The organism is Streptomyces sp. 796.1, assembly GCF_047525675.1.
Classification (GTDB): domain Bacteria; phylum Actinomycetota; class Actinomycetes; order Streptomycetales; family Streptomycetaceae; genus Streptomyces.
Genome location: NZ_JBLIWA010000020.1, coordinates 64,937 through 81,985, shown reverse-complemented (window position 1 = coordinate 81,985; position 17,049 = coordinate 64,937). Strand labels below are relative to the sequence as shown.

The 17,049-nt window shown below is 72.1% G+C and carries 13 protein-coding genes; 10 read left to right on the top strand and 3 right to left on the bottom strand.

Going from position 1 to position 17,049, the window contains the following annotated elements; genetic code table 11:
• Window positions 1-363: 363 nt before the first annotated feature.
• The 5 genes from ACMA1D_RS15825 to ACMA1D_RS15805 all read left to right on the top strand — a co-directional run bounded on the left by ACMA1D_RS15825 (window position 364) and on the right by ACMA1D_RS15805 (window position 7,349).
• Window positions 364-1,878: an MFS transporter gene (locus ACMA1D_RS15825; protein WP_414724608.1), complete on the top strand. Its 1,515-nt coding sequence runs from the start codon at window positions 364-366 to the stop codon at window positions 1,876-1,878.
• Between the two features lie 213 nt (window positions 1,879-2,091).
• The gene (locus tag ACMA1D_RS15820; protein ID WP_414724607.1) at window positions 2,092-3,693 is read left to right on the top strand and encodes an ABC-F family ATP-binding cassette domain-containing protein; all 1,602 of its coding nucleotides are present in this window, start codon (window positions 2,092-2,094) and stop codon (window positions 3,691-3,693) included.
• A gap of 335 nt (window positions 3,694-4,028) precedes the next feature.
• Window positions 4,029-5,144 (top strand): hypothetical protein, encoded by a 1,116-nt coding sequence (locus tag ACMA1D_RS15815; protein ID WP_414724606.1) that lies wholly within the window; start codon window positions 4,029-4,031, stop codon window positions 5,142-5,144.
• 249 nt (window positions 5,145-5,393) lie between these two features.
• Entirely contained in the window at window positions 5,394-6,152 is a 759-nt protein-coding gene (locus ACMA1D_RS15810) for a sulfite exporter TauE/SafE family protein (RefSeq protein ID WP_414724605.1), read from the top strand.
• 216 nt (window positions 6,153-6,368) lie between these two features.
• Window positions 6,369-7,349 carry a methyltransferase domain-containing protein gene (locus ACMA1D_RS15805; protein ID WP_414724604.1) on the top strand — a complete coding sequence of 327 codons (981 nt, stop codon included), beginning with the start codon at window positions 6,369-6,371 and terminating at the stop codon, window positions 7,347-7,349.
• 217 nt (window positions 7,350-7,566) lie between these two features.
• On the opposite strand, the gene ACMA1D_RS15800 is transcribed toward ACMA1D_RS15805, so the two are convergent.
• Window positions 7,567-8,370 carry a VOC family protein gene (locus ACMA1D_RS15800; RefSeq protein WP_414724603.1) on the bottom strand — a complete coding sequence of 268 codons (804 nt, stop codon included), beginning with the start codon at window positions 8,368-8,370 and terminating at the stop codon, window positions 7,567-7,569.
• 693 nt (window positions 8,371-9,063) lie between these two features.
• On the opposite strand from ACMA1D_RS15800, the gene ACMA1D_RS15795 reads away from it, so the two are divergent.
• Window positions 9,064-11,442, top strand: coding sequence for an ATP-binding cassette domain-containing protein (locus tag ACMA1D_RS15795; protein WP_414724602.1), 2,379 nt, complete (start codon window positions 9,064-9,066; stop codon window positions 11,440-11,442).
• A gap of 76 nt (window positions 11,443-11,518) precedes the next feature.
• On the opposite strand, the gene ACMA1D_RS15790 is transcribed toward ACMA1D_RS15795, so the two are convergent.
• Both ACMA1D_RS15790 and ACMA1D_RS15785 read right to left on the bottom strand, forming a co-directional pair.
• On the bottom strand, window positions 11,519-12,292 hold the full coding sequence (locus ACMA1D_RS15790) for an SDR family NAD(P)-dependent oxidoreductase (RefSeq protein WP_414724601.1): 774 nt from the start codon (window positions 12,290-12,292) through the stop codon (window positions 11,519-11,521).
• A gap of 30 nt (window positions 12,293-12,322) precedes the next feature.
• Entirely contained in the window at window positions 12,323-12,784 is a 462-nt protein-coding gene (locus tag ACMA1D_RS15785) for a cupin domain-containing protein (RefSeq protein ID WP_414724649.1), read from the bottom strand.
• 712 nt (window positions 12,785-13,496) lie between these two features.
• Here ACMA1D_RS15785 and ACMA1D_RS15780 point away from each other — a divergent pair.
• The 4 genes from ACMA1D_RS15780 to ACMA1D_RS15765 all read left to right on the top strand — a co-directional run bounded on the left by ACMA1D_RS15780 (window position 13,497) and on the right by ACMA1D_RS15765 (window position 17,048).
• Window positions 13,497-13,829 (top strand): hypothetical protein, encoded by a 333-nt coding sequence (locus tag ACMA1D_RS15780; RefSeq protein ID WP_414724600.1) that lies wholly within the window; start codon window positions 13,497-13,499, stop codon window positions 13,827-13,829.
• 13 nt (window positions 13,830-13,842) lie between these two features.
• Window positions 13,843-14,151: a pore-forming ESAT-6 family protein gene (locus tag ACMA1D_RS15775; RefSeq protein ID WP_414724599.1), complete on the top strand. Its 309-nt coding sequence runs from the start codon at window positions 13,843-13,845 to the stop codon at window positions 14,149-14,151.
• A 123-nt stretch (window positions 14,152-14,274) separates the two neighbouring features.
• Entirely contained in the window at window positions 14,275-14,658 is a 384-nt protein-coding gene (locus tag ACMA1D_RS15770) for a DUF6507 family protein (protein WP_414724598.1), read from the top strand.
• Entirely contained in the window at window positions 14,658-17,048 is a 2,391-nt protein-coding gene (locus tag ACMA1D_RS15765) for a hypothetical protein (protein ID WP_414724597.1), read from the top strand. Before ACMA1D_RS15770 ends, ACMA1D_RS15765 begins: the two co-directional genes overlap by 1 nt.
• Window position 17,049: the final 1 nt, after the last annotated feature.

Below are 17,049 nucleotides of genomic sequence, written 5' to 3'. Positions count from 1 at the left end.
GGGGTGGCAGGGGCTGCGCGGGTGGGGCGGTGGGCGGCGCGGCCTGTGGGGCTGTGGGGCTGGCCGGCCAGGTGTGCGCGTACGTGGATGCGTACGCGGATGCGCGTACGGGTGCGGCGTACGGCTTCTCTCGACGTATACCGGAGTGCGGGCGGGAGCGCCGCCGGGGTGGGCTGATGGGGTGGGCCGCCGGGGCGGACTGATGGGGCGAACCAGTGGGGCGGACCGGTGCGGTGGTTCGTCGGGGCGGGCGGCTCCCCACGCCTCCAACCGCCGAACCAACTGCACAACCCGCCGGCGCCGGGCACCCGTAAGGCAGATGCTGGAGGGGACGAGGGCGGACAGCGGGTTGGGAGGCTCCGCATGGCGGACCACGAGGCGGGGGAGCCGCGGCGGCGGGCTGGTGCGGGTGACGGTGCGGGTGACGCCGACGGTGGCACCACCGGTGACGCCGGTACCGCCACCGGCGGCCGGGCCCCGCACCCCCGTACCGGTGCCGCATCACCCCGCCGCGGCACCGTCCTGGCCCTCGTCTGCGCCGCGCAGTTCATGGTCATCCTCGACGTGTCGGTGGTGAACGTCGCCCTGCCGTCGATGCAGGCGGCCCTCGGTTTCGACGCGGTCGGCCTCCAGTGGGTGGTCGGCGCGTACGCGATCGCCTTCGCCGGGTTGTTGCTGCTCGGGGGGCGGTTGGCGGACCTGTACGGGCGGCGGCGGGTCTTCCTCGTCGGCCTCGCGGTGTTCTCGCTGGCCGGGCTCGCCGGCGGGCTCGCCAACGCGCCCGGCACGCTGATCGCCATGCGCGCCCTCCAGGGCCTGGGCGCCGCGATCCTGGCGCCCGCCACGCTCACCATCCTCACCACCACCTTCGCGGAGGGCGAGGGCCGCACGCACGCCCTGGCCACCTGGACCGCCGTCAGCTCCGCCGGCGGCGCGGCCGGCAACCTGGTCGGCGGAGTCCTCACCCAGACGCTCTCCTGGCGTTGGACGCTGCTGATCAACGCCCCGATCGGGCTGGTCACCGGCGTCCTCGCGGTACGCCTGCTGCCCGCCGACCGGCTCCGCACCGCCGCCCGCCGCCTCGACGTACCGGGCGCCGTGCTGGCCACCGCCGGCGTCACCGGGCTCGTGTACGGGGTGACGCAGGCGGAGAAGCAGGGTTGGACGGGGCTGCCCACCCTGTTCGGCCTGGCCGGCGGCGTGCTGGCGCTGGCGGGCCTGTGCTGGGTGGAGGCCACGGCCGACGACCCGCTGATCCCGCGCGGCCTGCTGCGGCTGCGGACGGTACGGGTCGGCAACGCGGTGATGCTGTTGGCCGGCGCGTGCTTCCTGCCGATGTGGTACTTCCTGTCGCTGGCCATGCAGGACGTACTCGGCTACGGCCCGCTGGCCACCGGCCTCGGCTTCCTCCCGCACACCCTGGCCGGCGTGGTGGCGGCCCGCCTCGCCCCGTACGCCATGCGGGCGCTCGGCGCGCGGACGCTGATCACCCTGGCGGCGGTACTGGCCGCGGGCGGCTTCCTGTGGCAGAGCCGGCTGGGCGCGGACAGCAGTTACGTCGCCGGGTTGCTCGGCCCGGCGCTGGTGATGTCCACCGGGATGGGCCTGCTGATCACGCCCATCACCAACACGGTCACCTCGGGGGTCCCCTCGGCCGCCGCCGGCGCCGCCTCCGGCCTGATGAACACGGCCCGCCAGGTCGGCGGAGCGTTCGGCCTCGCGGCCCTGGTCAGCGTGGCCAGCACGACCGCGTCCCCGATCGCCGGCTACGAGCGCGCGTTCCTCACCATCGCAGGGCTGTGCGCGACGGTGGCGGTGTTGGCTTGCGCGCTGCCTGCGGGGGGCCGGGGGCGAGAGGGGGGACTGGGGGGCGGGTGAGGGGTGGGGCGCGGGGCGGGGGGAGCAAGCCCCTCCCAACGGGCGCCCGCGCACCGGCCCCCACCGAGCCGCTCCCCGGTCCGCCCGAAAACCAGATGCACCCCCACCGACCCCTCCCTACCCTGAGCCCATGCAGACGCCCCGGATTTCCTAGCTCAAGGACACGCTTCCACGCCACCCGTGTGTCCTTCTGCTTATCCGGAGCGTTCTCCCGTGATCACCGTTCGCGACCTCGACGTACGCGCAGGCGCCCGCCTCCTGCTGGCCGGCGTCTGCCTCCACATCGCACCCGGCGACCGCATCGGCCTGGTCGGCCGTAACGGCGCCGGCAAGTCCACGCTGCTCGCGCTGCTCGCCGGGCAGGGCCGGCCCGGCGCCGGCGCCATCACCCGTACCGGCCCCGTCGGCTACCTCCCGCAGGACCCGCGCGCCGCCGACCCGGCCACCAGCGTCGTCGACCGGGTGCTCGCCGCCCGCGGCATGGACGTCGCCGTGCGCGCGCTGCGCGCCGCCGAGCAGGCCATGGCCGATGCGGCCGGCGCGCAGGCGCAGCAGCGGGCGATGGACGCGTACGCGCGGGCCGAGGCCGAGTTCCAGGCGTGCGGCGGGTACGCGGCCGAGGCCGAGGCCGCGCGGGTGACGGCCGGGCTCGGGCTGCCCGAACGCGTCCTGCACCAGCCGGTCGGCGACCTGTCGGGCGGGCAGCGGCGCCGCGTCGAGCTGGCCCGCATCCTGTTCGGCCGGCAGGGCACGCTGCTGCTGGACGAGCCGACCAACCACCTGGACGCGGACTCGGTCGGCTGGCTGCGGTCGTACCTGGCCGCGTACCCGGGCGGACTCGTACTGATCAGCCACGACACGGAGTTGGTGGCCGACACGGTGAACCGCGTCTTCCACCTGGACGCCGCGAGCGCCACGCTGACCGTGCACAACACCGACTGGCGCACGTACCTCACGCAGCAGGCGGCGGCCGAGCGGCGGCGCGCCCGGGAGCGGGCGAACGCCGAGCGCAAGGCGGCGGCGCTGCACGCGCAGGCGGACGCGATGCGGGCGCGGGTGTCGACGGCGGTGGCCGCGAAGAACATGGCGCGCCGCGCCGACCGCATGCTGGCCGAGACGCGGCCGGCGCGGCGGCAGGAGAAGGTGGCCAGGTTCCGGCTGCCGACGCCGGCGCCGTGCGGCCGTACACCGCTGGGGGCGGTCAGCCTGACCAAGTCGTACGGCGACCACCGGGTGCTGACCGGCGTGGACCTGGCCGTGGACCGCGGCAGCCGGCTGGTCGTGCTGGGCCTGAACGGCGCGGGCAAGACGACGCTGCTGCGGCTGCTCGCGGGGCGCGAGACCCCCGACGCGGGCCGCGTCGTGCGCGGCCAGGGCCTGCGCCTTGGCTACTTCGCGCAGGAGCACGACACGTTGGACGGTGCCCGCACCGTACGGGAGAACCTGGCGGAGGCCGCGCCGCAGCTCACGGACGGCGAAGTACGGCGCGTACTCGGCTCGTTCCTGTTCGCGGGGGACGACGCGGACAAGCCGGCCGGGGTGCTCTCGGGCGGCGAGAAGACCCGGCTGGCGCTGGCCGGCCTGGTCCACTCCGGCGCCAACGTCCTCCTCCTGGACGAGCCGACGAACAACCTGGACCCCGCCTCCCGCGACGAGGTCCTGACCGCCGTCGCCACCTACCCCGGCGCGATCGTCATGGTCACCCACGACCCCCAAGCCCTCACGGCCCTCCGCCCGGACCGCGTCCTCATCCTGCCGGAGGGCGATGAGGACTTGTGGAGTGAGGAGTACGGGGGGTTGGTGGGGTTGGTGTAGGGGGCCCGGCGGGGGGCGGGGGCGGGAGTCCGGGGGCTTTCGGTGCCGCACAGTCGGTGCGCAACCCCGTAACGGGCGGCCCCGGGGATCTCCCCGCTCCCCCGCGCGTTGAACGTGACACGCAGTCGTCCGCACCACGCCGATCCCGTACGCCCCACACCCACCCCACCCCCCACACCAGCAGCACCCTGCACACCCCCGCACGCCCCGCCGGCCAGGCGTTTCCTCCGTACGGGTGAGTGCGGGGGCTGGGGGGTGCTCGGGGTGGGGGGTGGGGCCTAGCTTGGCGCGGTGGTGAACCTGGTGGCTGGTTCCGCTGACCGGAGGTGCTTCCCGTGCAAGGTCCCGCTCCGCATGACTCCCAGCACATCGCCGAGGCGCCTCGGGTGCGGGCCGCGTTGGATCCGGAGGCCGTGGACGCGCTGCTCGGGGACCTGCGTTCGGCGGCCCTCGCGCTGGTCGCCGAGGCCGAGGCCGAGGAGCAGCGGGAGTCCGAACTGCACTGCCTGGACGAGGAGTTAATGGTCGCGCAGCGGGCCGAGGGACGCAGCGTCTACGAGCCTTCGGCGGCGCTTGCCTCCGCGCGTGCGGGGCTGGCGGCGCGTTCCGCGCGCCGGCACCAGCAGACCGCCCGCGCCTTCGTCGCCTGGTGGGCCGATGCCGCCACGGTCGCGCTGGTGACGGCCGCCTGTCAGGCGTCGCCCCACGAGTTCCGGATCACGGCGGCCAACCCCGAGGTCGCCATGGACGAGGAGGGCCTCGCCCACCTGCCCCCGGTCGCCGACCGCTCCCGCCAACTCATCGAACTCGGCGCCCACATGCACGACAACGGCGACGGCCTGCGCGAGATGGTCACCGACCTCGCCGTCCGTAGCGGGGTGCGCATCGGGCGGGACGCGTACGGGCAGGTCACGGTCTACGAGGACGGTATGCCCGAGGCCCGCAGGCACCGGCTGTGGGGCGACTGCTGGGCCGACCACCAGGTGCCCGCCCTGCCCACGGCCGAGCAACTCGGCATCCTGCTGATGGACACGCCCGGCGACGTCCTGGTGCGGCTGCACGCCGCGCTCGACGCCATCGACGCCACGTTGGTCGCCAAGACCCGTACGGAGCGGCTGGCCGACAAGAGCGAGCCGTGGACGCCCGACGAGATGATCGAGTACGAGACGCTGTGCGTGGAGGTCTCCGGGCTGACCCGCAGGTTGGCGGAGTACGCGCAGGTCGCCACGGACAGCGTGGCCACGGTCCGGACCGCCGCCCGGCAGCGGGGCGAGCGGGCCGCGGGGGCTGCGGGGGCCGAGGGGGCCGAGGGGGGTTCCCGGGCCCTGCCCCGTGCCCGTACGGAGAGTGGGGCGGGGGTCGCGGGGGCCCGTACTTCTTCGGAGGGCGGGGCCGGCACCAGCGCCGGGGCAGTGGTCGGTGCGATGGGGGTGGAGCAGCGGGTGGAGTAGGTCCGCCCGCCGCTGGCGACGCGCCCACCACCGCGGGCCCCCACCATCGCGGGCCCACACCCCGCCGCGGGCGCGCGCCCGTCGCCCCGTCCGTCTCAGTCGAGCACCAAGCCCCCGCTGGGACCCCCGCAAGCAAAGTCGAGGATTGACGGGGCCTGTGGCGCGGCAGACGATCTCTGGCGGGGCCGGTCACGCCGGGTCCGACAGGGGCCGGGGCCGCCGGTGCCGCGAGGAGACGGAAGGTGAGCCGTGGAAGCGCTGGAGGCGGTGGCCATCGGAGCCGCCGGCGTCGTGGCCGGGGGCATGAACGCGGTCGTCGGGTCCGGCACGTTGATCACCTTTCCCACCCTGTTGGCGTTCGGCTATCCGCCGGTGATCGCCAACGTCTCCAACAACATCGGCCTGGTGCCGGGCTCGGCGAGCGCCGCCTACGGCTACCGGCGCGAGCTGCGCGGCCAGCGGTCGCGGGTGCTGCGGTTCGCCGCCGCCTCGCTGATCGGCGGGCTCACCGGCGCCCTGCTGCTGCTCAAACTGCCCGCGTCGACCTTCGACGCCGTGCTCCCGGTGCTCATCCTCACCGCCTGCGCCCTGGTCCTCCTCCAACCGCGCCTCAACCGCTGGCTGAGCAGCCGCAAGGACAGCAGGAAGCACGCTGACGGCGGCCTGCCCGTGTGGTGCGGCGTGCTCGGTACGGGCGTGTACGGCGGGTACTTCGGGGCGGCACAGGGTGTGTTGATGATGGGCCTGTTCGGGGCCTTCCTCGACGAGGACCTGCAACGTCTGAACGCCGTCAAGAACGTGCTGAGCTGTACGGTCAACGCGGTCGCCGCCGTGGTGTTCATCATCGTCGCGGACGTGTCGTGGGCGGCGGCTGCCGTGGTCGCCGCCGGTTCGACGCTCGGCGGCCTGATCGGCGCCCGGATCGGCCGCAAGCTCTCGCCCGCGGTGCTGCGCGGCGTGATCGTGGCGGTCGGCGTGACGGCTTCGGTGAGCGTGATCGTGCGGTGATTCACCGGGGCGCCCCCACCCGTCGCTGGGCGGCGCCTACCGCTGGGCGGCGTCCACCGCTGGGTGGCGCCCTCATCCGTCGCGGGGTGGCACCCATCGCTGGGTGACACCCCCGCCCGCCGCTGGGTGACACCCTCGCCGCCTGATGGCGCCCGCGCCACGGGCCAGCCCGCGCCCCCATGGTCAACCGCCCGCCGCAGCCGGCAAGCTGCCCCCATGGACCAACCCGCCCACACGCCGCACCCGCCACGCACACACCAGCCGGCTCGGCCGCCGACACCAGTCCCAGCCCCAGCCGCGCACCAGCCGGCCCGGTCGCCAGCCCCGGCCCAGCCGGCAGCCCGGCCGCACCCGCGGCCCGGCACGACCGCCACACCCCCCGCCCCGGCCCCGGCCAGCTACGTACACGGCTACTCCGGCCAGGAGGCGAAGCGCCTCGGCGACCAGGCGGACACCCTGGCCGCCCTGCTGCACGCGGGCACGGCGTACCCGGCCGGCAGCCGCGTGCTCGAAGTGGGCTGTGGGGTGGGGGCACAGACCGTGCACCTGGTGGCGGGCAGCCCGGGGGCGCGGATCGTGGCCGTCGACCACAGCGCCGCATCGCTCGCGCAGGCCAGGGAGCGGGTGCGCGGGCAGGCGCCGGGGGCGGCGGTGCAGTGGTGTCGGGCGGACCTGTTCGCCCTGCCGTTCCCGGACGCGTCGTTCGACCACGTCTTCGTCTGCTTCGTCCTTGAGCACCTGCGCGCCCCGCAGCGCGCGCTGGCCGGGCTGCGCCGCGTACTGCGGCCCGGCGGCACGCTGACGGTGATCGAGGGCGACCACGGTTCGGCGTTCTTCCACCCGGACGGCGCCGCCGCGCGGGCCGCCGTCGGGCACCTGGTCAGCCTCCAGGCGGCCGGCGGCGGCAACGCCCTGCTGGGCCGCGCGCTCCAGCCGCTGCTGACCGCCGCCGGGTACGCCGGCGTCACCGTCCACCCGCGCACCGTCTACGCGGACGCCACCCGCCCCCACCTGATGGCCGGCTTCACCCGCAACACCTTCATCCCGATGGTCGCCGCGGTCCGCGACGAGGCCCTGACCAGCGGCCTCACCACCGCCGCCGACTGGGACCGCGGCCTGGCCGAACTCCACCGGACCGCAGAGCCCGGCGGCACCTTCCACTACACGTTCTTCAAGGCCACGGCCGTACGGGAGTGATCGCGGCGCCGGAGGGCGGCAACGGCAGCCGCGGGGGACGGCCACTGTGGGGATGACCTCTGTGGGGATGACCTCTGTGGGGATGACCTCTGTGGGGCGTACGAACCAGGGGCGCACGGGCCGGAGGCGTACGAGCCAGGGGCGTACGAGCCAGGGGGCAAGCGGGCCGAAGTCATGCGCAGCGCCCACCCGGCACCGCGCCGGCCCGGCCCTCCGCCTACGCGTCCTTCATCTTCGGCATCTCCCCCTCCGTGTTGCTGGGGTCGATCACCGCGAAGGCCGCGCCCTGCGGGTCGCCGAGGGAGGCGAAGCGGCCGAAGGGGGTGGCCAGCGGGCCGAAGTGGACCTTGGCGCCGCGGGCGGTGGCGCGGGTGACGGCGGCGTCGCAGTCGGCCACCGTGAAGTAGATCTTGATGTGGGCCGGGGCCTCGGCCGGGAAGTCCTCGCCCATCGCGGCGCGGCCGAGCACCGCCTCGCCGTCCTGGCCGGCCGGCGTGAAGATCTTGAAGTCCATCTGGTCGTCGTCCACGCGCTGGGCCCGGTAGCCGAAGACGGCGGTGAAGAAGGCGTCGGTCTGTTCCGGCTGGCGGGTGTAGACCTCGGCCCAGCAGTACGCGCCGACCTCACCGACCTTGTCGAAGCCCTGGTGCCGGTCGCCCTGCCAGACGCCGAAGGCGACGCCGGCCGGGTCGCGGGCGAGCACCATCGTGCCGAAGTCGCTGACCTGCATCGGCCCCATCAGCACCTCGCCGCCGTTGTCCCTGATCCGGGCGGCGGTCGCGGCGGCATCGTCCGACGCGAAGTACAGGCACCACGCGGAGCTCTCCTCGGAGCCCGGCATCGGCGGCACCACGGCGGCCACGGCCTGGTCCCCCACGTACGCCTGCGTGTAGTTGCCGAACTCGGTGGAGCTCTCGCCGAACGTCCAGCCCAGGACGTCACCGTAGAACGCCTTCGCGCCCTCCAGGTCGGTGAACATGGCGTCGGCCCAACACGGCACCCCTTCCGGGTAGGTGGCCATGGCCCCTCACGTCCTCTCGCTCGCCCGGCCCGCCCAGACCTTGAGCGGGTGGTCCGGCCTTCACGCTAACCACTCACCCGTAATTCCGCGCGCGGAGGGACGCATTCCGATGCCTCTTCCTCGGCGGTTCAGCGGCGGTTCCGCGATGGCTCCACGACGGTTCCCCGATAGCGGCTCCCGGCCGCAGGCCCGTACCCGTCCACGTGCCTCAACGTCCCACCGCGATGCGGTCATCACTGCTGGTCAACGACGTTCCGCCGCGTCCGGGACCGGCGGCGCCACGGGCCCGCGGCCGGGTCCGGCCGCGGCGCCACCGCAGGCCCCGCAGGAACGTTCCCGAATACCGCACGTCGAGGTCATTCACGGTCCGCGACGGGGAAATTCGCGGACGATATTCCGACAGGCGAGAGCGTACGTTCCGGAGGGCGAAAGCGGGAATGCCGGAACGGTATCCGGGAGCCGAAAAGAATGCACGGATCGGCGCCGGACGGGGTAATGTCTGCGCACCGTCCCGCTTTTCCACTCCCCCGCGCCCGCGCCGCCGCAGCGCCGTACCCGTCGTGTCGTCGTACCCGTCGTGTCGTCGCGTACGGCCGTGTCGTCGCACGACCGAGCCGCGTCGTACTGCCGAACCGACGACCCGCCGTACCGCGTACCGCCGGCCCGCCGGCGCGGGGAACAAGGAGATCCGCCATGCCCGCCGTACCGCCCCAGCCCGCCCGCACACCCGCAGCCGCGCCGGCCGAAGGCACGCCCGCCCCGATAGCCACCCAGGCCCCCGGCACGCCGGCCCCCACCGCCCCCCTTGCTCCGCTCACCGCCGCCGACCAGCACAGCGTCATCCAGGTCCGCGGCGCGCGGGAGAACAACCTGCGCGAGGTCTCGCTCGACCTGCCCAAGCGGCGGCTCACGGTCTTCACCGGGGTCTCCGGGTCCGGCAAGTCCTCGCTGGTCTTCGGCACCATCGCGGCCGAGTCGCAGCGGCTGATCAACGAGACGTACACGGCCTTCGTCCAGTCCTTCATGCCGAGCCTGGGCCGGCCGGACGTGGACGCGCTGCACAACCTGAGCGCGGCGATCGTCGTGGACCAGGAGCGGATGGGCGCCAACTCGCGCTCCACGGTGGGCACCGCCACCGACGCGTACACGATGCTGCGCATCATCTACAGCCGCCTCGGCACCCCGCACATCGGCACCTCAAGCGCGTTCAGCTTCAACGTCGCCGAGGGCATGTGCACCGCGTGCGAGGGCGTCGGCGAGGTGTCGACGGTCGACGTCGACCAACTCGTGGACCGCACCAAGTCGTTGAACGAGGGCGCGATCACCGTGCCCGGCTTCGCGGTCGACAACTGGTACTGGCAGGTGATGGCGAACTCCGGCCTGTACGACCCGGACACCAAGCTCGCCGACTTCACCGAGACCGAGTGGGCCGACTTCCTCTACAAGCCCAGCACCAAGATCAAGACCAGTTCGCACACCATCACCTACGAGGGCCTGGTCACCAAGGTGCAGCGGGTGTACTTGACCAAGGACCGCGAGACGATGCAGACCCAGTTGCGCGCCTTCGTGGACCGGGCGGTGGTCTTCAGGAGCTGCCCGGACTGCGGCGGCTCCCGGCTGAACGCCGCCGCACTGTCCAGCACCATCGACGGCGTCAACATCGCGCAGTGCTCGGCGATGCAGATCAGCGACCTGGCCACGTTCGTCCGCGGCATCGCCGACGCCTCCGTCGGCCCCATCGTCAGCGCGCTGCGCGACCTGCTGGACTCCCTCGTCGAGATCGGCCTCGGCTACCTCAGCCTGGACCGCCCGTCCGGCACCCTGTCCGGCGGCGAGGCGCAGCGCGTGAAGATGGTGCGCCACCTCGGCTCCAGCCTCACCGACGTGACGTACGTCTTCGACGAGCCGACGGTGGGCCTGCACCCGCACGACATCCGGCGGATGAACGACCTGCTGCTGCGGCTGCGCGACAAGGGCAACACGGTGCTGGTCGTGGAGCACAAGCCGGAGGTCATCGCGATCGCCGACCACGTCGTCGACCTCGGTCCCGGCGCGGGTTCCGAGGGCGGGCACCTGTGTTACGCGGGCGACGTGCCCGGGCTACGCGCCTCCGGCACGCTCACCGGGCGCCACCTGGACCACCGCGCGAAGCTGCGCGAGCAGCCGCGGACGCCGCGCGGCTGGCTGTCGATCCGCGGGGCCGACGCGCACAACCTGAAGAACGTGGACGTGGAGGTGCCCGAGGGGGTGCTCACGGTGGTGACCGGGGTGGCCGGCTCCGGAAAGAGCTCGCTGATCCACGGCTACCTGAGCGGCCGGGAGGGCGTGGTCGTCGCCGACCAGTCCCCCATCCGCGGCTCCCGCCGCTCCAACCCGGCCACCTACACCGGGCTGCTCGGCCCGATCCGTACCGCCTTCGCCAAGGCCAACGGCGTCAAGCCGGCCCTGTTCAGCGCCAACTCCGCGGGCGCCTGCCCGAACTGCAACGGCCTCGGCCTCGTCTACACCGACCTGGCCATGATGGCCGGCGTGGCCTCCACCTGCGAGGAGTGCGAGGGCAAGCGGTTCACGCCGGAGGTGCTGACGTACACGCTGCGCGGCAAGAACATCAGCGAGGTGCTCGGCATGTCGATCGCCGAGGCACACACGTTCTTCCCCACCGGCCAGGCCCACACCATCCTCGGCCGCCTCAACGACGTCGGCCTCGGCTACCTGCGCCTCGGTCAGCCGCTCAACACGCTCTCCGGCGGCGAACGCCAGCGCATCAAGCTCGCCATCCACATGGCGGAGAAGTCCTCCACGTACGTCCTGGACGAACCGACCACCGGCCTCCACCTCGCCGACGTGGACAAACTCCTCGCCCTGCTCGACCAGTTGGTGGATGCCGGCAACACGGTCGTGGTCATCGAACACCACCAGGCGGTGATGGCACACGCCGACTGGCTCATCGACCTCGGCCCCGGCGGCGGCCACGCAGGCGGCCAGATCATCTTCGAAGGGACCCCCACCGCCCTGGTCGAAAAGGGGGACACGCTGACGGCCGAGCATTTGCGGGAGTATGTGGGTGGGTGAGTGAGGGGGGCGCCTGCCGGCGGGGTGTCTGCCGGCGAGGGTCTGTCGGCAGTAGACGCCTGCCGGCGGGGGCGGGCTACCAGGTCGGACGGGCCGAGACGCCGCCGTCGACCACCAGGTCGTGGCCGTTGACGAAGGAGGCCAGCGGCGAGGCCAGGAAGACGCAGGCGTTGCCGACGTCCGCGGCGCGCCCGAGGCGGCCCGCGGGCACGGCAGCCGTCCAGCGCCGTACGCCGTCGGGCCAGGCGTCCGCGAGCCCGGGCCGCTCGATCAGCCCGGGCGAGACGGAGTTGACCCGAATCCCGTACAGGCCGTACTCCAGCGCCGCCGACCTGGCGTGCATGACGATCGCCGCCTTGGCCGCGTTGTAGTGCGCGTGGCCCGGCGCGGGCTGGCTGGCCTCGATGGAGGCGATGTGCGTGATGGTGCCGCCGCCGGCCGGCCGCATCACCTCGGCCGCGGCCTGGGTGCAGGCGAAGGTGGAGCCGAGGTTGGTGTCGACGACCGCGGACCAGTCGGCGCCGGTCATCTCCGCGAGTGGCTGGATCGGCTGCACGCCGGCGTTGTTGACCAGCGCGGTTAGCCGCCCGCGCCACTGGGCGGCCTCCTGGACGAGCCGTCGGCACTCGGCCTCGGCGGCCAGGTCGGCGCCGATGGCCAGCGCCTCGCCGCCCGCGCCCTCGATCTCCGCGACGAGGGCGCGGGCGCTGTCTGCGCTGCTGCGGTAGTGCGCGACGACGGCCGCGCCCGCGGCGGCGAACCGCCGCGCGATCCCCTGTCCGATCCACCCACCGGCCCCGGTCACCAACACGACCTGCCCGCGCAGATCGGGCAGCACCTCACTCTCCAACTCCCCATCCTCTCCAGCAGGTTGGTCGCCTCACGGTCGACACAGCGCCCGCACCCGTTCGGCGAGTTGTGGATAGTCCGCGGCCAGGGCGTCCGCGTCACCGTGCTCGTACGTCTCCTCGCTGAACCCCGGCGCCATGGTGCACCCCACCAACGACCAGCCCCCAGCGCCGGCCACCACCCCGCCCATCCAGGTCCCGGCCGGAACGGTGAACTGCACGCACTGCCCGCCGAACACGTCGGGGCCGAGCAGCACCGTACGGGCCGAGCCGTCGGGCGCGAGGAGCAGCAGTTCGAAGGGTTCGCCGAGGTAGAAGTGCCAGGTCTCATCGGAAGCGAGCCGGTGCAGGGCGGAAAACCCGTCGGGCTCATCGGTGAACAACACGACGATGGCCGACCCCTCGGGCCGCCCGTCCCCCCGCTCCTCCCCGGCCCAGGTCCGCACGAACCACCCACCCTCGCGCGGTATCGGCTCAAGCCCAAACCGCTCGATGAGCCGCGCGGGCTCCCCCCACCCAAGCCGCGCGGGACCACCCGCACCACTACCCGCACCGACACCACTGCCACTGCCACTGCCACTGGCCACGGGATACTCCTCCGCTGATGGTGGGGTCAGGGTACGGGGGTGGGGGTGGGGTGTGTGCCGGGGCGTTCGGGGGTGCTGTGACACCGCCCTCCTACCCCTCCCCCGCGCTGCCCCTGCCACCGCGACGCCGCTTCGCCCTGGGAGCGGTTTCCCCGCCGGCCCCAACGCCAAGTTTCGGCCAACGTCACCCCCTTCCCGACCGGAACCGCTTGGCGGTGCAGGAGGAGCGTCCGACGGAGCGGCTGAGGGCGCGCATCCGCCACGACGCCGACAACAAGGTGGATAGGGCACGGAGTTCGCTCCAGCGCCACTCCACGCACGGAGAGAGCCGCGTCCTCCACTCTTACGAGACCAGAGGAGAATCCCCCGATACGCCCTATCTGACCCAGCCGGATCCACCCCGCCCCGATGGGCGAAATCGATCGTCGTCACGGAACTGCTACAGCGCGTAGAGGCAGCGCACCGTATCGTTGGCGTAGCTGTACGCAATTGGAACACGCGTTTGGCGTGCAGTGCGTCCACGCGACGTAGGCGGGTGGGGCCGCGCCGGGGAGCGCGGGACCGTGCGTTGCGAGCGGGCCGACCGCAACAGGGGAACGCAGCAGCTAGGGGGAGCGAAGTGAAGTTCGACATGGGCAGCACCACGCTGTCCGACCTGGGCAAGAGCACCGTCGGATCGAGCGACGACCTCGGCACGTTGATCCAGGCACTCATCGCGGCCGTCCAGCCGCTGGAGGGGCGCTTCAACGGGGCGGGGCGGGCGGCGTTCGACTCCTTCAAGGACCGTTCCGACGAGATCACCGCGGCGCTCAACGAATCCCTGCGGATGATCCTGGGCGGCCAGAGCGGGATGGACAGCGCCTTCGGCACCGGAGACCAGGAACAGGCGGACAACGCCCAACAGACCATGTCCGGTGCCAATTTCGAAGCGGCCCGGTTCTCCGGGCGCTGAACGGGGGGTAGTCATGAGCAACCAGGACCGCCGCAGCTACGACCTGGGAGCGTCCGCCGAGGTACAGGGCGGGCTTCAGGGTGTCATCGGCCGCCTCGAACTGGTGCTGGCCGACCGCGATCGAGCGGTGAAGGCCGCCATGGCCGATTTCAAGGCCGATGGCGTGGCGGACGAGTACCACGCCAAAGAGGCGCGCTGGAACCGTTCGGCCAACGAGGTCCGGGACATCATCCGACTGGTCAAGAACACCCTGGAGAAGAACGACACCACCGCCCGCAACACGCTCGCCAAGGCGCGGGCAGCGGTGGACGGGATCGGCTGACACCGCCAGCTCCACCACCAACATCGGCCACGCGCTGCACAGCGCCTGGCCCCTTTGGGCTGGCTGCCTGACGCCCAGTCGAACGCGCGGCACGCAGCGGCGTGCCACGGGGGGAGATAGCGCATGACGAAGTGGGACATCACGCCATCGGGGGTCCGTACGGTCACCTCGCTCACGGACGAGGCCGCGGGCGGGCTCAAGGGGCACACCGACGCGTACCTGAAGCACATGGAGAGCGCAGCGTCATCGGTGGGAACGATCACCGAACCGACGTGCGGCACCAGCAGTCAGGGGCCGGTCGCCGCGGCGTTGGCCGTGTTCGCCCAGTCGACCGTCCCTGACCTTCAGTTCATCGGACTCCGGGCCGCCCGGTCCATCCTCGGCGCCCGCGCGGCGACCGGCGCCTACCTCATGGGAGACCTGGACATGGCGGCCCAGGCCCAGGACGCAGCGCTCCAGGTGCCGGACCCGGACGGCCCGAGCGTGGGGGGACGGCAGGACCGCTGATGGACATGATCAGCCCGACCTACATACCGCAGTACACGGGCAAACTGGAGCAGTTGGAAAAGGACATCGCGGACCTGGAGTACGCCGCTAACGGCATCCGGCAGCGCGGCTTCGAGGTGCACGAGCGCTTCCAACTGCTCTCCTCGTCCTACGAGGCCCCCGAAGACGACCTCCTGTTCGCAAGCACCGCCCCGGTACGCGACAAGGCAGGCGACTTCGCCGGGAAGCTGGAGAAGGTGGCGGGCGCCCTCCAGACGTACGCGGGCGAGGTCCGCCCACTGGCGGCGCGCCTCGAACAGTTACAGCAGGACGCCCGGGACTTCGTCACGAGCGTCGAGGACGACGACGACTGGACCGAAGACCAGAAGAAGGTCGACCGGCACAACACGCTGGTCAGCGACGTGAACGCGGCCGTTGCGGCCTTCCATGCGGCCGAGCGCAAGGCCGCCGGCACCATACTCGGCCTCGCCGGCAAGCCCGGCCTCGTCCCTGACGACGGCAGCCACCAGCCGAACATGTACGGGTACGAGGAAGAGGCGCTCGACCAGAGCAAGGACCTCCCCTGGGGCTCGCCCGCCAAGCGCACGTACGACAAGTGGGACATCGGCCACCACGTCAAGAGCTTCGTCTACGACGGGATCATCCGCGACAACGTCGTCGGCGTGGTGCAGGGCCTCACGCTGCTGGCCACGGGGGACGGTGACGCCTGGGCCAACTTGCGGGACTCGGCCGGTGGCCTGGGCCTCTACCTGCTGACGCCCTACGACGCCGCCATGGACTGGGCGATCGGCGAGGACGAGGAGACCCCCGCCGAGAAGCACCTCAAGGAGACGTTCGTCCACACGGCCAAGGGGATGGTGGCGTGGGACATGTGGAAGGAGAACCCGGCCCGCGCGGCTCCGACGGCCATCATCACCATCCTCTCCCTGGGCGCGGCGAGTACGGCCGGCCGGAGCGGCAAGTTGGGCAAGGCGGGGAAGGTCGGCGCCTACGCCGACCCGCTGGGCGCCACCGTCACGCTCACCAGCAAGGCGCTGGCCAGAGCCCCCAAGATCGTCGACGTCACCGCGCGGTTCCGTGCCAACCTGGCCGCATCGCACGGTCTCGACAGCCCGCACAGCGTCCTCGTACTGGGCGACGGTTCCCGCCTCACCGTCCACAACGGCCACTTCACGGCCCGCGACGCCGACGGCCAACTCATCACGGCACCGGCCCGCCCAGAGCCGTCAGCAGCCGACCGCACCCCCTCAGGCCACCACACCCCTCCGGACACCACCCCCGGCCATCGGGAACCCGCCCACGCCCCCGCCCGGGAGCCAGTGTCCGCGGGTGCCCGCACCGGCGGTCCCTCGACACACCACGACACCGGGCCCGGCGGCGGCACGCCTCCCCACCACGGGAGCGGCGATGTGCCGCCGGCCGTGGGGGGTCGGGGTGGGGGTGAGGGGCCTCCCGCCCAGGGTGCGCCAGACGGGGTGCGCGGGCACGGGGCCGACCCCGACGACATCCGCGCCCGGTTGGCGAACGAGACGGACGGGCGAGAAATCGTCCGGCTACAGGTGGCACGGGCCAATGTCGACCCCGACTATTTCAAGGAGTTCTACCGGCGGGACGGCCACCGACGCATCGCTCGCCGCCTAGACGAATTCGGCCACCGAACTCCACAGATCACCCGTAATCCGGATAACCCATCGACATGGATAGCGAAAAGCGATCTGCCACCGCCGGTACTGGAGCGCTATTTGCACGATTCCCCCATTCACGGGGACCTCGAAAGGCTGCGCCCGACCGCCCGGCACGAACTCGAACAGAGTGCGGCAGCAAAAGAAAGAGCAGTGATCGCCGACAACGCCGCCGAGGACAAACTCAAAAAGGCGGAAGAGGCCCATGCCGCCCGCGCAACGCAAGAGACCGAGGCGGCCGTACAGCAGGCCGAGCAGGCACACTCGCCGCTGCATGGGAAGATGCTGAAGTCCAGCGAGAATTTCGGTGAAGACGTAGCACGACTACATGCCATTCCCGAGCACTACCCCAACGCAAAACGCGTAGATGACGGAAAATTCGGAAACAACCGATTCGACCAGATATACGAAGATGCCAATGGGCGCTTTATAGTCGTTGAGGCCAAGGGGTCGACCACCACCAGACTTGGCTATCGAAAATCATATCGAGGCCGCCTGGTAAACCAAGGGACCAGGGAGTATTTCCAGACAATCGTGTACGAGATGAGAAAACGCGCCGAAACGGGTAGAAACCCTCACGAAACAAGACTGGCCGAAGAGCTGGAAATTGCACTATACGACGGAAGGGTTGATTACCTACTCATTAAAGCGAAGTCCACAAAGGGGCAGTACTCGGGTTACGAAATGCAACAATTCGACGTCGGATAGG

Bases quoted from the DNA above. Each gene is read 5' to 3' on its own strand.
- ACMA1D_RS15825 (WP_414724608.1), top strand. From the start codon at position 364: ATGGCGGACCACGAGGCGGGGGAGCCGCGGCGGCGGGCTGGTGCGGGT.
- ACMA1D_RS15805 (WP_414724604.1), top strand. From the start codon at position 6,369: ATGGACCAACCCGCCCACACGCCGCACCCGCCACGCACACACCAGCCG.
- ACMA1D_RS15800 (WP_414724603.1), bottom strand. From the start codon at position 8,370: ATGGCCACCTACCCGGAAGGGGTGCCGTGTTGGGCCGACGCCATGTTC.
- ACMA1D_RS15795 (WP_414724602.1), top strand. From the start codon at position 9,064: ATGCCCGCCGTACCGCCCCAGCCCGCCCGCACACCCGCAGCCGCGCCG.
- ACMA1D_RS15765 (WP_414724597.1), top strand. From the start codon at position 14,658: ATGGACATGATCAGCCCGACCTACATACCGCAGTACACGGGCAAACTG.
- ACMA1D_RS15770 (WP_414724598.1), top strand. From the start codon at position 14,275: ATGACGAAGTGGGACATCACGCCATCGGGGGTCCGTACGGTCACCTCG.
- ACMA1D_RS15775 (WP_414724599.1), top strand. From the start codon at position 13,843: ATGAGCAACCAGGACCGCCGCAGCTACGACCTGGGAGCGTCCGCCGAG.